The sequence below is a fragment of the Enterobacteriaceae bacterium ESL0689 genome, from assembly GCA_029433525.1.
Classification (GTDB): Bacteria; Pseudomonadota; Gammaproteobacteria; order Enterobacterales; family Enterobacteriaceae; genus JAQTIF01.
In genome coordinates this window covers 192,758-209,690 of record JAQTIF010000001.1, presented here as the reverse complement: position 1 = coordinate 209,690, position 16,933 = coordinate 192,758, and the positions used below count along the sequence as shown (strand labels likewise).

General features: G+C 50.5%; 15 protein-coding genes. 12 read left to right on the top strand and 3 right to left on the bottom strand.

Annotated elements, in window-relative coordinates; all coding sequences use genetic code 11:
• The first annotated feature begins 46 nt into the window (after window positions 1-46).
• From PT300_01105 to PT300_01080, 6 genes are all read left to right on the top strand, one after another.
• Window positions 47-289, top strand: a complete 243-nt coding sequence (locus tag PT300_01105) for a YhdT family protein (protein MDF7679293.1) — start codon at window positions 47-49, stop codon at window positions 287-289.
• Complete coding sequence (gene panF / locus PT300_01100; protein MDF7679292.1) at window positions 279-1,730, top strand: sodium/pantothenate symporter; 1,452 nt, start codon at window positions 279-281, stop codon at window positions 1,728-1,730. The genes PT300_01105 and panF overlap by 11 nt, the downstream gene beginning before the upstream one ends.
• Window positions 1,731-1,741: 11 nt before the next feature.
• Window positions 1,742-2,623, top strand: coding sequence for a 50S ribosomal protein L11 methyltransferase (prmA, locus tag PT300_01095; protein MDF7679291.1), 882 nt, complete (start codon window positions 1,742-1,744; stop codon window positions 2,621-2,623).
• A 345-nt stretch (window positions 2,624-2,968) separates the two neighbouring features.
• On the top strand, window positions 2,969-3,934 hold the full coding sequence (gene dusB / locus PT300_01090; GenBank protein ID MDF7679290.1) for a tRNA dihydrouridine synthase DusB: 966 nt from the start codon (window positions 2,969-2,971) through the stop codon (window positions 3,932-3,934).
• 23 nt (window positions 3,935-3,957) lie between these two features.
• On the top strand, window positions 3,958-4,254 hold the full coding sequence (gene fis / locus PT300_01085; protein ID MDF7679289.1) for a DNA-binding transcriptional regulator Fis: 297 nt from the start codon (window positions 3,958-3,960) through the stop codon (window positions 4,252-4,254).
• Window positions 4,255-4,442: 188 nt separating this feature from the next.
• Window positions 4,443-5,090: an HAD-IB family hydrolase gene (locus tag PT300_01080; protein MDF7679288.1), complete on the top strand. Its 648-nt coding sequence runs from the start codon at window positions 4,443-4,445 to the stop codon at window positions 5,088-5,090.
• 226 nt (window positions 5,091-5,316) lie between these two features.
• Here the strand turns inward: PT300_01080 and accC are convergent, their stop codons facing one another.
• Genes accC through aroQ form a run of 3 tightly spaced genes read right to left on the bottom strand, consistent with a single transcriptional unit; the run spans window position 5,317 to window position 7,614 of the window.
• Window positions 5,317-6,666 carry an acetyl-CoA carboxylase biotin carboxylase subunit gene (gene accC / locus PT300_01075; GenBank protein ID MDF7679287.1) on the bottom strand — a complete coding sequence of 450 codons (1,350 nt, stop codon included), beginning with the start codon at window positions 6,664-6,666 and terminating at the stop codon, window positions 5,317-5,319.
• Window positions 6,667-6,676: 10 nt separating this feature from the next.
• On the bottom strand, window positions 6,677-7,138 hold the full coding sequence (gene accB, locus PT300_01070) for an acetyl-CoA carboxylase biotin carboxyl carrier protein (protein ID MDF7679286.1): 462 nt from the start codon (window positions 7,136-7,138) through the stop codon (window positions 6,677-6,679).
• A gap of 23 nt (window positions 7,139-7,161) precedes the next feature.
• Entirely contained in the window at window positions 7,162-7,614 is a 453-nt protein-coding gene (aroQ, locus tag PT300_01065) for a type II 3-dehydroquinate dehydratase (GenBank protein MDF7679285.1), read from the bottom strand.
• Window positions 7,615-8,349: 735 nt separating this feature from the next.
• Between aroQ and mreB the strand changes: the two genes are divergently transcribed.
• From mreB to yhdP, 6 genes are all read left to right on the top strand, one after another.
• Window positions 8,350-9,393: a rod shape-determining protein MreB gene (mreB, locus tag PT300_01060; GenBank protein MDF7679284.1), complete on the top strand. Its 1,044-nt coding sequence runs from the start codon at window positions 8,350-8,352 to the stop codon at window positions 9,391-9,393.
• A gap of 70 nt (window positions 9,394-9,463) precedes the next feature.
• Window positions 9,464-10,450 (top strand): rod shape-determining protein MreC, encoded by a 987-nt coding sequence (mreC, locus tag PT300_01055; GenBank protein MDF7679283.1) that lies wholly within the window; start codon window positions 9,464-9,466, stop codon window positions 10,448-10,450.
• Window positions 10,450-10,938 (top strand): rod shape-determining protein MreD, encoded by a 489-nt coding sequence (gene mreD / locus PT300_01050; GenBank protein MDF7679282.1) that lies wholly within the window; start codon window positions 10,450-10,452, stop codon window positions 10,936-10,938. The genes mreC and mreD overlap by 1 nt, the downstream gene beginning before the upstream one ends.
• 8 nt (window positions 10,939-10,946) lie before the next feature.
• Complete coding sequence (locus PT300_01045; protein ID MDF7679281.1) at window positions 10,947-11,528, top strand: Maf family protein; 582 nt, start codon at window positions 10,947-10,949, stop codon at window positions 11,526-11,528.
• A 2-nt stretch (window positions 11,529-11,530) separates the two neighbouring features.
• Complete coding sequence (gene rng / locus PT300_01040; protein MDF7679280.1) at window positions 11,531-13,000, top strand: ribonuclease G; 1,470 nt, start codon at window positions 11,531-11,533, stop codon at window positions 12,998-13,000.
• A gap of 94 nt (window positions 13,001-13,094) precedes the next feature.
• Window positions 13,095-16,868, top strand: coding sequence for an AsmA2 domain-containing protein YhdP (gene yhdP, locus PT300_01035; GenBank protein ID MDF7679279.1), 3,774 nt, complete (start codon window positions 13,095-13,097; stop codon window positions 16,866-16,868).
• Window positions 16,869-16,933: the final 65 nt, after the last annotated feature.

Here is a 16,933-nt window from a genome sequence, read left to right as displayed (position 1 = left end):
CGTAGAATCGTCGGTTTATGCATCCCCATAAAGGAAGCCATTTTCCGTGGATATTCGATTTATTCAGGCACACAAAGAAGCGCGTTGGGCGCTATGGCTAACACTGCTTTATCTCGCCGCCTGGCTGGTGGCGGCTTATCTTCCCGATAATCAACCGGGTATCACCGGCCTGCCTCACTGGTTTGAGCTGGCTTGTTTGCTGATACCGCTGCTATTTATCCTGTTGTGCTGGACGATGGTGCGTTTTTTCTTTCGCGATATCTCGCTGGAGGAGAATGATGCAGCTTGAAATTATCGCCGTGCTAATCGCCTATCTCTGCGCGGTTTTCGGCCTGTCGGTTTATGCCATGCGTCAACGTACCCACGGGCATTTCCTGAGTGAATATTTCCTCGGCAGTCGCTCCATGGGTGGGATCGTACTGGCGATGACGCTCACCACTACTTATATCAGTGCCAGTTCGTTTATCGGTGGGCCAGGGGCGGCCTATAAATATGGACTGGGCTGGGTGCTGCTGGCCATGATCCAGTTGCCGACTATCTGGCTGTCTTTAGGGGTGTTGGGGAAAAAATTCGCCATTCTTTCCCGTCGCTATAACGCCATTACGCTCAATGATATGCTTCAGGCACGCTATCAGAATCGGGCAGTGGTCTGGGTAGCCAGCATCAGTTTGCTGATCGCTTTCATCGGCGCTATTGCGGTTCAGTTTATCGGCGGTGCCCGCTTGCTGGAGACAGCGGCAGGTATTCGGTATGAGAACGGATTGTTGATCTTCGGCATCACTATCGCGCTGTATACCGCCTTTGGCGGTTTCCGTGCCAGCGTGCTAAATGACACCATGCAGGGCGTGGTGATGTTGATTGGCACGGTGGTTCTCCTTGCGGGTATCGTACATGCGGCTGGTGGCCTGTCTCATGCCGTAGAGACGCTACAGCAAATCAATCCACAACTGGTATCACCACAAGGCGCTGATGGCCTCCTTACTCCCACCTTTATGACCTCCTTCTGGGTTCTGGTGTGCTTCGGCGTTATTGGTTTACCCCATACTGCAGTACGTTGTATTTCCTATAAAGACAGTAAAGCTGTTCATCGCGGGATCATCATCGGCACTATCGTGGTGGGGTTGTTAATGTTCGGTATGCATCTGGCGGGTGCCCTGGGGCGGGCGGTTGTGCCTGATCTAACGATCCCCGATCAGGTGATCCCAACGTTAATGATACGTGTTCTGCCCCCCTGGGCTGCAGGTCTGTTTCTGGCAGCGCCGATGGCAGCCATTATGTCGAATGTAAACGCCCATTTATTACAGGCATCGGCAACGATCATTAAAGATCTCTGGCTGAATATCCAGCCGGAGCAAAAAAATAATGAGCAGAAACTAAAGTGGATTTCAACCATCACGACACTGTTACTGGGGATCTTGATGATGCTCGCGGCATGGCGGCCACCAGAAATGATCATCTGGCTCAATTTACTGGCTTTCGGTGGCCTGGAAGCGGTATTTTTATGGCCACTGGTATTAGGTTTATACTGGGAGCGTGCCAATGCCGCTGGCGCACTCAGCGCGATGTTAACCGGCGGTGTGTTATATACCGTGCTGGCGACGTTTAATATTCAGTATCTGGGTTTTCATCCGATCATTCCTGCCCTGTTACTCAGTCTGCTGGCGTTTGTTGCAGGTAACCGTTTTGGTCATTCTGCTGCGCCATCTTCCATACTGACGACGAATAAATAGAGAATTTTGCTATGCCGTGGATCCAACTCAAACTCAATACCACCCGTGAATATGCGGATAATCTTAGCGATGCATTAATGGAGGCAGGTGCTGTTGCTATCACTTTTCAGGATAGTCAGGATACGCCGGTCTTCGAACCGCTACCAGGCGAAACACGCCTGTGGGGAGAAACGACGGTGATTGGCCTGTTCGATGCGGAAAGCGATATGCATGACGTTATCGCCATGCTGGAACAACATCCGTTACTGGAGCGTGATTTCGCCTGTAAAATTGAGCAGTTAGAAGATAAAGACTGGGAACGTGAATGGATGGATAATTTTCATCCCATGCGTTTTGGCGCACGACTGTGGGTTTGCCCGGGCTGGTGCGAGGTTCCCGATAAAAACGCCGTCAATGTCATGCTTGATCCTGGACTGGCGTTTGGCACCGGGACACATCCGACAACTTCACTCTGCCTGCAATGGCTGGATAGTCTGGACTTGACCGGCAAGACGATTATCGATTTTGGTTGTGGTTCTGGCATTCTGGCGATTGCCGCCCTGAAACTGGGGGCGGCGCGGGCGATTGGTATCGATATCGACCCCCAGGCCATTCAGGCAAGTCGCGATAACGCTGATCGCAATGGTGTTTCGGATCGTCTGACGCTCTATTTATCCCCTGACCAGCCTGACACGCTCAGCGCCGATATCGTGGTCGCCAATATTCTTGCTGGCCCATTACGTGAGTTAGCCCCGTTAATCAGCGTATTGCCTGTTTCCGGTGGCCTGCTGGGCCTGTCTGGGATTCTCGCCACGCAGGCAGAAAATGTCTGTGCCGCTTATGCCGATCACTTTATCCTTGACCCGATCGTGGAAAAAGAAGAGTGGTGCCGGATCACCGGTCAAAGGCGATAATCATCACATGCGGCGCTAAGCCGCATGTGACTTTCATCATGTCTGAAAACAGAAAAGAGGGTGCAGAATGTACTTATTTTTCACGCTAAAACCAGCATATTATATCGTATTGACCCCTTTTCATCTCAGATAAAATCGAAAAAGTGGACGATTTTATCGATAAATTCAGAATAAATTAAAAACAATAACACATTGATTAATATGTTTATTTTATCAATAACGCCGCTGAATTTTCCAAATTTATCACTCATAACAGAAGATTGTTCAAAGTTTGTCCTTTCATCTCGGATAAAAAATGCGTAATATACGCCGCCTTGCAGTCACAGTATGGTCATTTCTTAATTCATGCATATTGGACACTATCAGCTTAGAAATTGCCTGCTGGCAGCCCCTATGGCGGGGATTACTGACAGGCCATTCCGCACCCTGTGTTATAAGATGGGCGCGGCGTTGACTGTTTCTGAGATGCTGTCGGCTAACCCGCAACTTCGGGAAAGCGATAAGTCTCGTTTGCGGATGGTGCATGTCGATGAGCCCGGTATTCGTACCGTTCAAATTGCCGGTAGCATACCGGAAGAGATGGCCGCAGTCGCCCGCATTAATGTGGAAAGTGGTGCCCAGATTATTGATATTAATATGGGATGCCCGGCGAAAAAGGTGAATCGTAAGCTCGCGGGTTCAGCGCTCTTGCAATACCCCGAACAGGTGAAATTAATCCTGACGGCGGTCGTCAAGGCGGTGAATGTTCCGGTGACGCTCAAGATTCGCACCGGCTGGGAGCCGGCGCACCGTAACTGTGTAGAAATTGCCCAGCTGGCCGAAGCGTGTGGTATTCAGGCGTTGACGGTTCACGGACGCACCCGCGCCTGTTTGTTCAACGGAGACGCTGAATATGACAGCATTCGGGCAGTTAAGCAGAAAGTTTCCATTCCGGTTATCGCGAATGGTGACATTACTGACCCGCTAAAAGCCAGAGCTGTACTAGACTATACAGGGGCTGATGCCTTGATGATAGGCCGTGCAGCTCAGGGAAGACCCTGGATCTTTCGGGAAATCCAGCATTATCTGGACACTGGGGAGCGACTTCCTCCGCTGCCGCTGGCAGAGGTGAAGCGCTTGCTTTGTGCACACATTCGGGAATTGCATGACTTTTATGGCCAGGCAAAAGGATACCGGATTGCCCGCAAACACGTCGCCTGGTATCTCCAGGAGCACGCCCCCGATGACCAGTTTCGGCGCTCATTCAACGCTATAGAAAATGCCAGCGAACAGCTGGAGGCGTTGGAAGCATACTTCGAAAATCTTACGTAAAGAAATAAAGAGCTGACAGAACTATGTTCGAACAACGCGTAAATTCTGACGTACTGACCGTTTCTACCGTTAACTCTCAGGACCAGGTAACTCAAAAACCCCTACGTGACTCGGTTAAACAGGCACTGAAGAACTATTTTGCTCAATTAAATGGTCAGGATGTGAATGATCTTTATGAGCTGGTACTGGCTGAAGTTGAACAGCCCCTGTTGGACATGGTGATGCAATACACCCGTGGCAACCAGACCCGTGCTGCCCTGATGATGGGTATCAACCGTGGCACACTGCGTAAAAAACTGAAAAAATATGGCATGAACTGATCGTTATCAGTTAACCATTGAGGATCAATGCGCTTTTTCTGTAAAAAGCGCATTTTTTGTTCATTCATATCCCCACGACCTGATCCACCAAAAATCTGCCAGCATTCGCGTAATGACAGCAGGCGGTTAGTGATATAATGTTACGCTTTAACCATGTCCACAATGCCTGGCTGAGACCACAGATCATCATGAGCAATTCCCTACACCCAATACTTTCTGTATTCGATTTCGACGGCACGCTCACCCGACATGACAGTTTTATTCCCTTCCTCTATTTTGCCTTTGGCAAGCGTATCTTTGTACGCCGTATGATGACGATGGTCTACCCGACATGGCATTGCATGCGCCACAAGATGACGCGGGATGAGTTAAAAGAGAGACTAATTACCACTTTTTTGCGTGATGTTGAAGAGCAGTGGGTGGCCGAAAAAGCGCGCCTGTTTTGTCAGTCGCACTGGCAGCAGTTAATGCGTCCTTCTGGCCTGGTGGCGGTGGCAAATGAAATCACATCGGGGGCGGAGGTCACTTTATGTTCTGCATCACCGGAAATTGTGCTCAAACCCTTTGCCGACAAACTGGCGATCAATCTGCTTGGCACGCGGCTGGAAACGATCGAAGGAAGACTTACCGGCCGTATCAGTGGCGAGAATTGCCGCTGCCAGCAGAAAATTAACCGGCTGGAAAAAAAGTATGGCTCACTCAGTGATTATCATCTACGGGCATGGGGAGATACGCGGGGTGATTATGAACTCCTGGCGGCAGCGGCTGAACCACACTGGCGACATTTTCACGCAGGCTGGCAACGGGGAAAATGTCCACCGGAACTGAGTCGATAAGCTGAGGGGAAGCCCATTCCCGCGCCTGAGCCGTAAAACCGGGGATGGTAATAAATACGTCACGCGTCCGGCCAGCGCGCTCGGTAACTCCTGAAAAACCTGATCAAGGCGATCATCCGGGCCAGTATTTGATGATCAGCCGATAAAAAAACGCCGGATTTTAAAAAATCCGGCGTTAAGTTATTTTACTATTCTGATGTCAGCGCGATCGCCTGTGTGATAGCAATCACTTCTCCTGCATACCGAGTTTTTTCTCCAGATAGTGAATATTGGTGCCACCATGCTGGAAGTTTTCGTCGTTCATGATGCGGATCTGAAGATCAATGTTGGTACTGATGCCATCAATAATAAGTTCCTGAAGCGCATTTTTCATCCGTGCTATCGCGACGTCACGGTTTTCACCATAACAAATCAGTTTACCAATCATGGAGTCATAGTAAGGCGGAACCGTGTAGCCCACGTAAATATGGGACTCCCAGCGTACACCAAACCCTCCTGGTGCATGAAAGCGGGTAATTTTGCCGGGACTTGGCAGGAAAGTATGGGGATCTTCGGCGTTGATACGGCATTCTACCGCGTGCCCATGTACCTGAATATCTTCTTGCTTAATCGACAGCGGCTGGCCTGCGGCAATGCGCAATTGCTCTTTGATCAGATCAACGCCGGTGATCATTTCGGTGATCGGGTGCTCTACCTGAATACGGGTATTCATTTCAATGAAATAGAATTCACCGTTTTCAAACAGAAACTCAAATGTCCCCGCACCACGATAACCAATATCGACGCAAGCCTTAGCGCAGCGCTCGCCAATGTAGCGGCGCATTTCTGGTGTAATGCCCGGCGCGGGTGCCTCTTCGACGACTTTTTGATGGCGGCGCTGCATGGAGCAATCACGTTCTGCCAGATAGATAGCGTTACCCTGACCGTCTGCCAGCACCTGGACCTCAATATGGCGCGGATTTTCGAGGTATTTTTCCATGTAAACCATATCATTGCCGAAAGCCGCTTTCGCTTCGGCCTGGGTCATTGATATGGCTTGTTCCAGTTCGGCATCGCTACGCACGACACGCATCCCGCGGCCACCACCGCCCCCAGACGCCTTGATAATAACCGGGTAACCGATGCGTTTCGCATGGGCGCGGTTAATGTCCATATCGTCACCTAATGGGCCATCCGAACCCGGTACACAAGGCACCCCGGCTTTTTTCATCGCGTTAATAGCTGAAACTTTATCGCCCATCAGATGGATGGTCTCGGCTTTCGGGCCGATAAAGATAAAACCTGAACGCTCGACCTGTTCAGCAAAATTGGCATTCTCCGAGAGAAAACCGTATCCCGGGTGAATAGCGGCCGCGCCCGTGATTTCAGCGGCGCTGATGAGGGCGGGAATGTTCAGGTAACTTTTCGCCGAGGGTGGCGGGCCAATACAGACCGTCTCGTCCGCCAGCAATACGTGTTTTAAATCGCGATCCGCCGTAGAGTGCACAGCAACGGTTTTGATGCCCAGTTCTTTACAGGCACGCAGGATGCGCAGTGCAATCTCGCCACGGTTAGCGATAACAATTTTATCCAGCATGTTTGCCTCGTTATTCGATGACGACCAGAGGTTCATCAAACTCTACGGGTTGGCCATTTTCGATCAGGATAGCTTTCACCACACCGGCTTTGTCAGTTTCGATTTGGTTCATCATTTTCATCGCTTCAACGATACATAACGTATCACCGACTTCCACTTTCTGGCCGACTTCAACAAACGCTTTCGCGTCCGGACTCGGCGTGCGATAGAACGTACCAACCATCGGGGAACGTACCATATGACCACTGATTTCTGCTTTTTCTGCCTCTGCTGCCGGAGTGGCGGGTGCCGCTGCTGCCGGTGTCTGAACTGGGGCAACAGGTGCCGCATAAGCTTGTTGCATGACCGGATAGCTCGCAACGGGGGCAGTACGGCTGATGCGTACAGACTCTTCTCCTTCAGAAATTTCCAGTTCGGAGATGCCTGATTCTTCAACCAGCTCGATCAGTTTTTTTATCTTACGAATATCCATGAGTGGGTTCCGTACTCTTTTGTTTAATATAATTGTGACAGACGTTGTACTGCTGTCTGTAAAGCGTATGAATAACCGTCCGCTCCCAATCCGCAGATGACGCCTGAGGCGATATCCGACAGATAAGAGTGGTGGCGGAAGGGTTCGCGTGCGTGGATGTTACTTAAGTGGATCTCAATAAATGGAATACTCACAGCCAGTAACGCATCACGGATGGCGACGCTGGTGTGTGTCAATCCGCCCGGATTAATCAGGATATAGTCTATGGTATCTTTAGCCTGATGAATTCGGTCGATAAGTGCAAACTCCGCGTTAGATTGCAGGTGATCCAGCATGACGTTAAGCGCCGTCGCTTCTTGATTCAGGCGATCAATAATCTCAGCGAGGGTCAGGGAACCATACTTTTCAGGTTCGCGCGTCCCCAGCATGTTAAGATTAGGGCCGTTTAAAAGCAAAATGCGAAACTTATCAGCCATTGTGTAGCTATCTCCTGCCATTATCAGGTAAAAAAATAAAATATACCTTTGGGGCACGCTTGTCACCTCTCCTGAAACAGAAAAGCCGATCCAGGAAATTCAGCGGCGCACATTATAACGATTTCGTAGCAATTGGCAGCTAAATAGTCATTTTATTCTGAAAGATTGTTCACTACTACTGCGAAAAGTGCGATACCGGATAAATCCGCAGGCAACGGATACCGCGGGAACCTCTGATCGCAGCGATAAATTATTCTGGAACTTATCACGGTAAACCTTTGTCATTTTATCGGTGGCCCGACAATCTGGCGTCAATAACGCCTGCTGAGCCAGGCGCTAAGTCAGGGGCAGATGCTGTCATCATGTCGTGACCTTAAAGCGTGAATTAACACAAGGTGAAAAAATATTTGCAAAGATATGTGGTTTAATCTGCCGTTTAGCGTTATTTCACGTAGAATAACAGAGAAAATCGTGGATGACAGGCGGGTTGGGCTGCCTGTCGGATGATCACCATGTAAACGCCAGTGAATGACCTTTGATGGGTTATCAATACAAATTCGGAGTGCTCTTAATGATTCCGCTACTGAATAGCCCAATAAAGTTTGTAGCGAAGGAAATGAGCTGCACTAATTTTCACCGTGGCAGATGATTTTTGCGCCTTGTTGCTGCTGCGTGTGGTTGGTAAAGTAAGCGGACTTTTTATTTCCGCCCCAGCTTTCAGGATTATCCCTTAGTATGTTAAAAAAATTTCGTGGCATGTTTTCCAATGACCTGTCTATTGACCTGGGTACTGCGAATACCCTTATTTATGTAAAAGGGCAAGGCATCGTATTGAATGAACCTTCTGTGGTTGCTATCCGTCAGGATCGTGCGGGTTCGCCGAAAAGCGTTGCTGCTGTGGGCCATGAAGCAAAACAGATGCTTGGACGTACACCAGGCAATATCGCGGCGATCCGTCCGATGAAAGACGGTGTGATTGCTGACTTTTTTGTGACCGAAAAAATGCTTCAGCACTTTATCAAGCAGGTGCATAGCAATAGTTTTATGCGTCCAAGTCCCCGTGTCCTTGTGTGTGTGCCGGTGGGTGCCACTCAGGTTGAGCGTCGCGCGATCCGTGAATCAGCGCAAGGGGCAGGGGCGCGGGACGTTTTTCTGATTGAAGAGCCGATGGCGGCTGCAATTGGTGCGGGACTGCCGGTTTCTGAAGCCACCGGGTCTATGGTGGTCGATATCGGTGGCGGCACCACGGAAGTGGCGGTGATCTCCCTGAATGGTGTGGTCTACTCCTCTTCGGTACGTATCGGTGGTGACCGTTTTGACGAAGCGGTGATTAATTACGTCCGTCGTAATTATGGCTCACTTATCGGTGAAGCAACGGCGGAACGTATCAAACATGAGATTGGCTCTGCCTATCCGGGTGATGAAGTCTTTGAGATCGAAGTGCGCGGGCGCAACCTGGCTGAAGGGGTTCCTCGCGGTTTTACACTGAACTCGAACGAAATTCTGGAAGCACTGCAGGAACCGCTGACCGGTATTGTGAGTGCGGTGATGGTTGCGCTAGAGCAGTGCCCGCCAGAACTGGCTTCTGATATTTCTGAACGCGGTATGGTTCTCACTGGCGGTGGGGCGCTGTTGCGTAATCTTGATCGCCTGTTGATGGAAGAGACGGGTATTCCTGTTGTCGTGGCAGATGACCCACTGACCTGTGTTGCGCGTGGTGGTGGTAAGGCGCTGGAAATGATCGATATGCATGGCGGCGATTTATTTAGCGAAGAGTAGTCAGTCAAAGATGAAGGGTAGCCCTAAAAGCTACCCGTAATTTTCACTGACACGAGAATACGCATAACTTATGAAGCCCATTTTTAGCCGTGGTCCATCACTACAGATCCGCCTTATTCTGGCGATTATAGTGGCGATTGCTGTGATTATTGCTGACAGCCGTCTGGGAATGTTCAGCCAAATCCGCACGTATATGGATACTGCTGTTAGTCCTTTTTATTTTCTCGCCAATGGCCCTCGTGAGCTACTCGATAAAGCCTCGCAAACGCTGGCATCGCATGAACAACTGGAACGTGAAAATCGTGCCTTGCATAAAGAATTGCTGCTGAAAAATAGTGAATTACTGATGTCAGAGCAGTACAAGCAAGAGAACGTGCGATTACGCGAACTGCTGGGCTCGCCACTGCGTCAGGATGAGCAGAAAATGGTCACCCAGGTGATTTCACGGGCGAACGATCCCTATAGTAATCAGGTGGTCATTGATAAAGGCAGCATCAACGGTGTGTATGAAGGCCAGCCTGTCATTAGTGATAAAGGTGTTGTCGGGCAGGTGGTAGCTGTTGCGAAAATGACCAGTCGCGTCCTGCTTATCTGCGACACCACACATGCGTTGCCGATTCAGGTATTGCGTAATGATATTCGTGTTATCGCTGCGGGAAGTGGCTGTAGCGATGATTTGCTACTGGAGCACCTGCCTGCTAACACCGATATTCGGGTCGGCGATGTGCTGGTGACTTCCGGGCTCGGTGGTCGTTTTCCGGAGGGGTATCCTGTCGCAGTCGTGTCTGCGGTGAAACTGGATGCCCAGCGTGCCTATACAGTTATTCAGGCGCGCCCAATGGCCGGTTTACAGCGTTTACGTTATTTGCTGTTACTGTGGAGTGTTGATCGTAACGGTGCCAGGCCGATGGCACCCGCAGACGTTCATAGGGTTGCTAATGAGCGCCTGATGCAGATGATGCCACAAGTGCTGCCAGCGCCTGATGAAACAGGGCCGCACATGCCAGCATCTGAAACCAATATGATACCCTCTACTTCTGCCGGAGGGGCACCCTAATGGCAAGTTATCGTAGCCAGGGAGGCTGGCTTATCTGGCTTTCATTTATTATTGCATTCGTACTGCAGGTGATGCCCTGGCCAGCTGATTTCACGGTTTTTCGACCTGACTGGGTATTTCTGATCCTGCTTTACTGGATCCTCGCTTTACCGCACCGAATTAATGTCGGAATGGGCTTTTTCATGGGCGCTATTCTCGATCTGATCAGCGGTTCGACCCTTGGGGTGCGTGCCTTGTCATTCAGTATCGTTGCCTATCTGGTTGCCCTGAAGCATCAGTTGTTCCGCAATCTGGCACTCTGGCAGCAGGCACTGGTGGTCATGATGTTATCGTTGATCATGAATCTGGTTATTTTCTGGGCGGGATTTTTAGTGGCGAATGCGACGTTTCGTCCGGAAGTGTTCTGGAGTAGTGTCATCAACGGTGTGCTCTGGCCGTGGTTATTTTTACTGATGCATAAGATTTGTCAGAAAATTACGGTGCAATAAAATTGATGATGATCACGCTCTACCTCGCTTCTGGCTCGCCTCGTCGGCGGGAGTTACTGACTCAGTTAGGGTGTTGTTTTGAGCGCCTGGTGATTGATGTTAAAGAGCAGCGTCAGCCGCTGGAGCCAGCGAGGGATTATGTCGTGCGTCTGGCGCGTGAAAAAGCACAGACGGGGGTGATGCTGGCCGAACGTGACTTACCCGTACTGGGTGCCGATACCATTGTGGTGATTGAGGGTGATGTGCTGGAAAAGCCGGGTGATGCGGCGCGGGCGGCAGAAATGTTACGTCGGCTTTCCGGCAAGACACATCAGGTAATGACGGCGGTCGCTCTGGCAGATAGACAGCAGATGCTGGATTGTCTGGTGGTCACTGAGGTGACGTTTCGCTCGCTGACTGAACAGGAGATCGCTGAATATATCGCCACGGGCGAACCCATGGATAAAGCCGGAAGCTATGGTATCCAGGGAGCAGGTGGCCGTTTCGTCAGTAAGATTGATGGTAGTTATCACGCAGTCGTTGGCTTGCCACTGGCAGAGACAGAAGCGTTATTGCGCCAGTTTCATTCATTGCGTGCAGAAAAGGGATAATGATGACGGCTGAATTATTAGTGAATGTAACCCCATCAGAGACGCGCGTGGCCTATATTTATGGCGGTATTCTGCAGGAAATTCATATTGAGCGCGAATCACGCCGGGGGCTGGTAGGCAATATCTACAAAGGCCGGGTCAGCCGTGTCCTGCCGGGAATGCAGGCGGCTTTTGTCGATATTGGTCTCGATAAGGCGGCGTTTCTGCATGCGTCCGATATTATGCCGCATACGGAGTGTGTTGCCGGAGAAGAGCGCAAGCAGTTTGTGGTGCGCAATATTTCTGAGCTGGTTCGTCAGGGGCAGGATCTGGTGGTACAGGTAGTAAAAGATCCGCTCGGCACGAAAGGGGCGCGTCTGACAACGGATATTACCTTACCTTCCCGCTATCTGGTATTTATGCCCGGAGCCTCTCATGTTGGCGTATCACAACGAATTGAAAGTGAAGCGGAACGTCAACGGCTGAAAAAAGTGGTGGCAGATTATTGTGATGAACAGGGCGGGTTTATCATCCGTACTGCCGCTGAGGGTGTCCATGAGCGGGAACTGGCTTCTGATACGGCTTATCTGAAGCGTGTCTGGACAAAAGTGATGGAGCGTAAACGACGCCATAAGACCCGCTGTCAGCTTTATGGCGAACTGGCGTTAGCGCAGCGGGTATTGCGTGATTTTTCTGATGCCCATTTTGATCGCATTCGTATCGATTCACGTCTGACCTACGAAGCATTGATTGAGTTTACCGCTGAATATATGCCGGAAGTGACCAGTAAGCTGGAGTATCACAATGGACATCAGCCCATTTTTGATCTCTATGATATTGAAAATGAAATTCAGCGCGCTCTGGAACGAAAAGTTGAGCTAAAGTCGGGGGGGTATCTGGTTATCGATCAAACGGAGGCCATGACGACCATCGATATCAATACCGGGGCGTTTGTCGGACACCGTAATCTCGATGATACTATTTTTAATACCAATATTGAGGCTACTCAGGCGATAGCCCGTCAGTTACGACTGCGTAATCTGGGGGGAATTATTATTATTGATTTTATCGATATGAATAATGAAGATCATCGCCGTCGGGTATTACATTCCCTCGAACAGGCACTGAGCAAAGATCGGGTAAAAACCAGTATTAATGGTTTTTCTCAGCTTGGTCTGGTGGAGATGACCCGTAAACGTACCCGTGAAAGCGTAGAACATGTACTCTGTAACGAGTGCCCTGTTTGCCACGGCAGGGGAACGGTGAAGTCCGTTGAAACGGTGTGCTATGAAATTATGCGCGAAATTGTGCGTGTCCATCATGCTTATGACTCGGATCACTTTCTGGTCTATGCTTCTCCTGCTGTTGCTGAAACCCTGAAGGGGGAAGAGTCGCATGCCCTGGCAGAGGTGGAAATTTTTGTCGGTAAACAGGTTAAGGTGCAAATTGCCCCCCTGTATAATCAAGAGCAATTTGATGTCGTTATGATGTAGTCATCATGTCGTTGCTCTGGTATTGGGTCACATAGCAGCGTTGTCTCTGGCATAAAGGCGACAAGAGGCAATCTGGCGAGGCAAGGAGAGAAGCGTGAGGCGACTGGGCAGAATATTATTACTGGCCACAGTAACGTTAACCGTGATTGTTGCACTGCTGATGAGTGCTCTGCACCTCATATTGCCGCAGCTGGACACATGGCGTCCACAACTGCTGGCAACGATCTCCGGACGTTCGGGGATGCCTGTCAACGCATCACAGCTGAAGGCCCACTGGGAAAACGCGGGCCCTGTCCTTGATGTTCACGATGTGACAGTTGGCCTGGAAGAAGGGGGGCAGCTTTCGGCTAAACGGGTCACTCTGGCACTGGATATCTGGCAAAGCTTGCTACATATGCGCTGGCAATTTCGTGACCTCACCTTCTGGCAGCTTAATGCTCATATTAATACCCCCATGCAGGTCAGTGATAGCAATAATGATCTGGAAACGGATCAGATCAGTGATCTTTTTCTACGTCAGTTTCATCGTTTTACCTTGCGTGATAGCCAGTTGAGTTTTCTGACACTCTCCGGTCAACGTGCGGAGTTAACCGTGCCACAGCTGCGGTGGCTGAATGGTGACAAACGTCATCGTGCAGAAGGTGAGCTAAGCCTTACCAGCTTCAATGGTCAGCATGGCACCATGCAGGTGCGGATGGATCTGCGTGACGAAAATGGGCTGTTGAACGAGGGAAACATCTGGCTACAGGCGAACGATATTGATGTTAAGCCATGGCTGAACCGCTGGACTCAGGATCATATCGCGTTACAGAACGCACGCTTTAGCCTTGAAGGCTGGCTGACGATCGACAAAGGAGATATTGCCAGTGGTGACCTTCTGCTGAAACAAGGCGGCGCCAGCTGGCGGGGAGACCATCAGATTCATCAGTTATCGGTCGATAATCTGATAGCCCATATTTTTCGCGCCGGTCAGGGCTGGGGCGTACGAATCCCCGATACCCGAATTACGCTGGATGGTGATGGCTGGCCGCAGGGGGCATTAGTGATCGCATGGCTCCCTTCCGGGGAGAGCGGCACGGCGGTTTCTCATGATGAGTTACGGGTTCGTGCCAGCCATCTTGAACTGAACCGACTGAGCAGTTTGCAACCGATTGCCGATAAGCTGCTGCCTGAGTTGAGTCAGATCTGGCGTACCACGCAGCCGGGAGGAAAAATAGATCTGCTGGCGATGGATATTCCCCTGCAGGCACCGCAGGCGCTCCGTTTTCAGGGACGCTGGCATGATTTCTCCTGGCAGCAATGGAAGCTGTTACCTGGCGCTGAACATGTTTCAGGAGAGATTGCCGGAAGCCTGGAAAGCGGCACTCTGCATGTCAGCATGAGTGATGCGAAAATGCCTTATGCCACGGTTTTCCGTGCGCCACTGGAAATTGCCAGCGGTGATGCCACGCTGAACTGGGTGAAAAATGAACATGGCTTTATGCTTGATGGACGCAATATCGATATTCAGGCGACGGGCGTGCGAACCCATGGTGGATTCCGTTATTTACAACCGGTGGGGGATGCGCCGTGGCTGAGCATTCTGGCCGGTATTAGCACCAATGATGGCGGTCAGGCATGGCGTTATTTTCCGGAAAATTTAATGGGCAAAGAGCTGGTTGATTATCTCAGTAGCGCGATCAAAGGCGGCCAGTCTACCGATGCTACCCTGGTTTACGGTGGCAACCCGCAGCAGTTTCCCTATCTGCATAATGAAGGCCAGTTTGAAGTCGCTGTGCCCTTATCAAATGGGACTTTTGCTTTTCAGCCGGACTGGCCAGCATTAACTGATCTGAATATCAATCTGGATTTCGTTAACAACGGCATGTGGATAAAAGCGGATAAGGTGATGCTGGGCAATGTCAGTGCCCATCATCTTAATCTGGCGCTTCCGGATTATGCGCAAGGAAAACTGTTTATTGATGCCGATATACAGGGAGCCGGAAAGGATGTGGGCTCTTACTTTCAGCAGACACCGCTGAAAACTTCACTCGGCGCGGCGCTTAATGAACTGCAGCTGGATGGCGATGTGAATGCTCGCTTACATCTTGATATTCCAACCAATGGTCAGTTGACGACCGCGACAGGTGATGTCGACCTGCAAAATAACACGTTGTTTATCAAACCGGTTGATATCACGCTGAAAAACCTCAGCGGTAAATTTCGTTTTACCAATGGTGAGCTACAAAGTGAAACGATGAGCGCCAGCTGGTTTAATCAACCGCTGCAGCTTGATTTTTCTACCACCGAAGGTGAGAAATCCTATCAGGTTAATGTCGCCATGAATGCTGACTGGCAACCATCGCATACCGGTCTGTTACCCAAAGAGATCAATCATACGGTCAACGGTCATCTCTTATGGGATGGTAACGTGGCGATTGCGCTACCGTATCACGGTGATATGAGCTACGTGATCGATATTAATGGTGATCTGAAAAATGTAAGCAGTCACTTACCTTCTCCGTTGAATAAACGGGCAGGCCAGCCTTTGCCGATCAAAATCAATGTTACCGGCGGGGAGAAAAAGTTTAATTTAACTGCAACGATGGGGAGCGAAACGCACATTAACAGCCGCTGGTTGCTGAAGCACAGGCTGATGCTGGAAAGGGCGATTGTCACCGCAGGGAGTAAAAAGCAAGCGCCATTACCGGCGGCGGGTATTGAAATCAATATGCCGCCAATCGACGGTATGGCATGGCTGCCACTATTGCAGCAGAGTGCGGCCAGTAACACTGACAGCAAAGTTATCTTTCCGCAACGTATCACTTTCCATACCCCGTTACTGACACTTGGCGGACAACACTGGAATAATCTGCGACTGGTGAGTCAGGAAGAGAACAGCGACCTGCGCATTACTGCCCGTGCGCAGGAGATGAATGCGGAGCTGACAATACGTCAACATGCCCCCTGGCTGGCGGTGATTCACTATCTGTATTATAACCCGACGTCATTACAAGACAGTGATAAGAACACGGATCATACTGCGGAAAGCCACATCAGTTTTCATGGCTGGCCGGATCTACAACTCCGCTGCGCCGAATGCTGGCTATGGGGACAAAAATATGGGCGCATCGAGGGCGATTTTTCGATTAAAGGCGATACCCTGGCGTTGAGCAATGGGCTGATAGATACCGGATTTGGCCGCCTGAGTGCCGAGGGGGAATGGTCTAATGTGCCGGGTCATCAGCGTACCGCTTTGAAAGGAAAACTCTATGGCAGTAAAACGGATACGCTGGCGAGCTTCTTCGCGATATCTGCACCGGTAAAAGGTGCCCCATTCGATATCCGTTATGATTTAAGCTGGCGTGCGCCGCCGTGGCAACCGGATATCCGATCGCTCAATGGGATACTACAAAGCCATCTTGGCAAAGGGGAGTTTACTGACTTCAGCAGTGGGCATGCCGGGCAGCTACTGCGTTTGTTAAGTGCCGACGCCCTGTTGCGCAAACTGCGTTTCGATTTTAATGATACCTTTAGCGAAGGTTTCTATTTCGATTCGATTCACAGTACCGCCCACCTGAAAGAAGGTGTGATGAATACCGATGACACGCTGGTGGACGGCCTGGAGGCCGATATTGCCATTAAAGGCACGATTGATCTTGCGCGCAGTCAGCTTGACTTACAGGCGGTGGTCGCGCCAGAGATCTCAGCGACTGTCGGGGTGGCAACGGCTTTTGTTATTAATCCAATAGCAGGGGCGGCCGTTTTTGCTGCCAGCAAGGTACTGGGGCCATTGTGGCATAAAGTTTCTATCTTGCGCTATCACATTACCGGGCCGCTTGATCAGCCACGGATTAATGAGCTGCCGCCTCAGTCGAATGGTGCTTGACGGGGGCTGCAAACCCGGTATATCTGTTATTCTCCAGACGGCTGGGGTGCAGAAATACCGTTGAC

What these genes read in the sequence shown, in the direction of transcription:
- dusB (MDF7679290.1), top strand. Translation starts at nt 2,969, where the DNA reads ATGCATATTGGACACTATCAGCTTAGAAATTGCCTGCTGGCAGCCCCT.
- mreC (MDF7679283.1), top strand. Translation starts at nt 9,464, where the DNA reads ATGAAGCCCATTTTTAGCCGTGGTCCATCACTACAGATCCGCCTTATT.
- PT300_01045 (MDF7679281.1), top strand. Translation starts at nt 10,947, where the DNA reads ATGATCACGCTCTACCTCGCTTCTGGCTCGCCTCGTCGGCGGGAGTTA.
- fis (MDF7679289.1), top strand. Translation starts at nt 3,958, where the DNA reads ATGTTCGAACAACGCGTAAATTCTGACGTACTGACCGTTTCTACCGTT.
- aroQ (MDF7679285.1), bottom strand. Translation starts at nt 7,614, where the DNA reads ATGGCTGATAAGTTTCGCATTTTGCTTTTAAACGGCCCTAATCTTAAC.
- accC (MDF7679287.1), bottom strand. Translation starts at nt 6,666, where the DNA reads ATGCTGGATAAAATTGTTATCGCTAACCGTGGCGAGATTGCACTGCGC.
- mreB (MDF7679284.1), top strand. Translation starts at nt 8,350, where the DNA reads ATGTTAAAAAAATTTCGTGGCATGTTTTCCAATGACCTGTCTATTGAC.
- panF (MDF7679292.1), top strand. Translation starts at nt 279, where the DNA reads ATGCAGCTTGAAATTATCGCCGTGCTAATCGCCTATCTCTGCGCGGTT.
- mreD (MDF7679282.1), top strand. Translation starts at nt 10,450, where the DNA reads ATGGCAAGTTATCGTAGCCAGGGAGGCTGGCTTATCTGGCTTTCATTT.
- rng (MDF7679280.1), top strand. Translation starts at nt 11,531, where the DNA reads ATGACGGCTGAATTATTAGTGAATGTAACCCCATCAGAGACGCGCGTG.
- accB (MDF7679286.1), bottom strand. Translation starts at nt 7,138, where the DNA reads ATGGATATTCGTAAGATAAAAAAACTGATCGAGCTGGTTGAAGAATCA.
- prmA (MDF7679291.1), top strand. Translation starts at nt 1,742, where the DNA reads ATGCCGTGGATCCAACTCAAACTCAATACCACCCGTGAATATGCGGAT.
- PT300_01080 (MDF7679288.1), top strand. Translation starts at nt 4,443, where the DNA reads ATGAGCAATTCCCTACACCCAATACTTTCTGTATTCGATTTCGACGGC.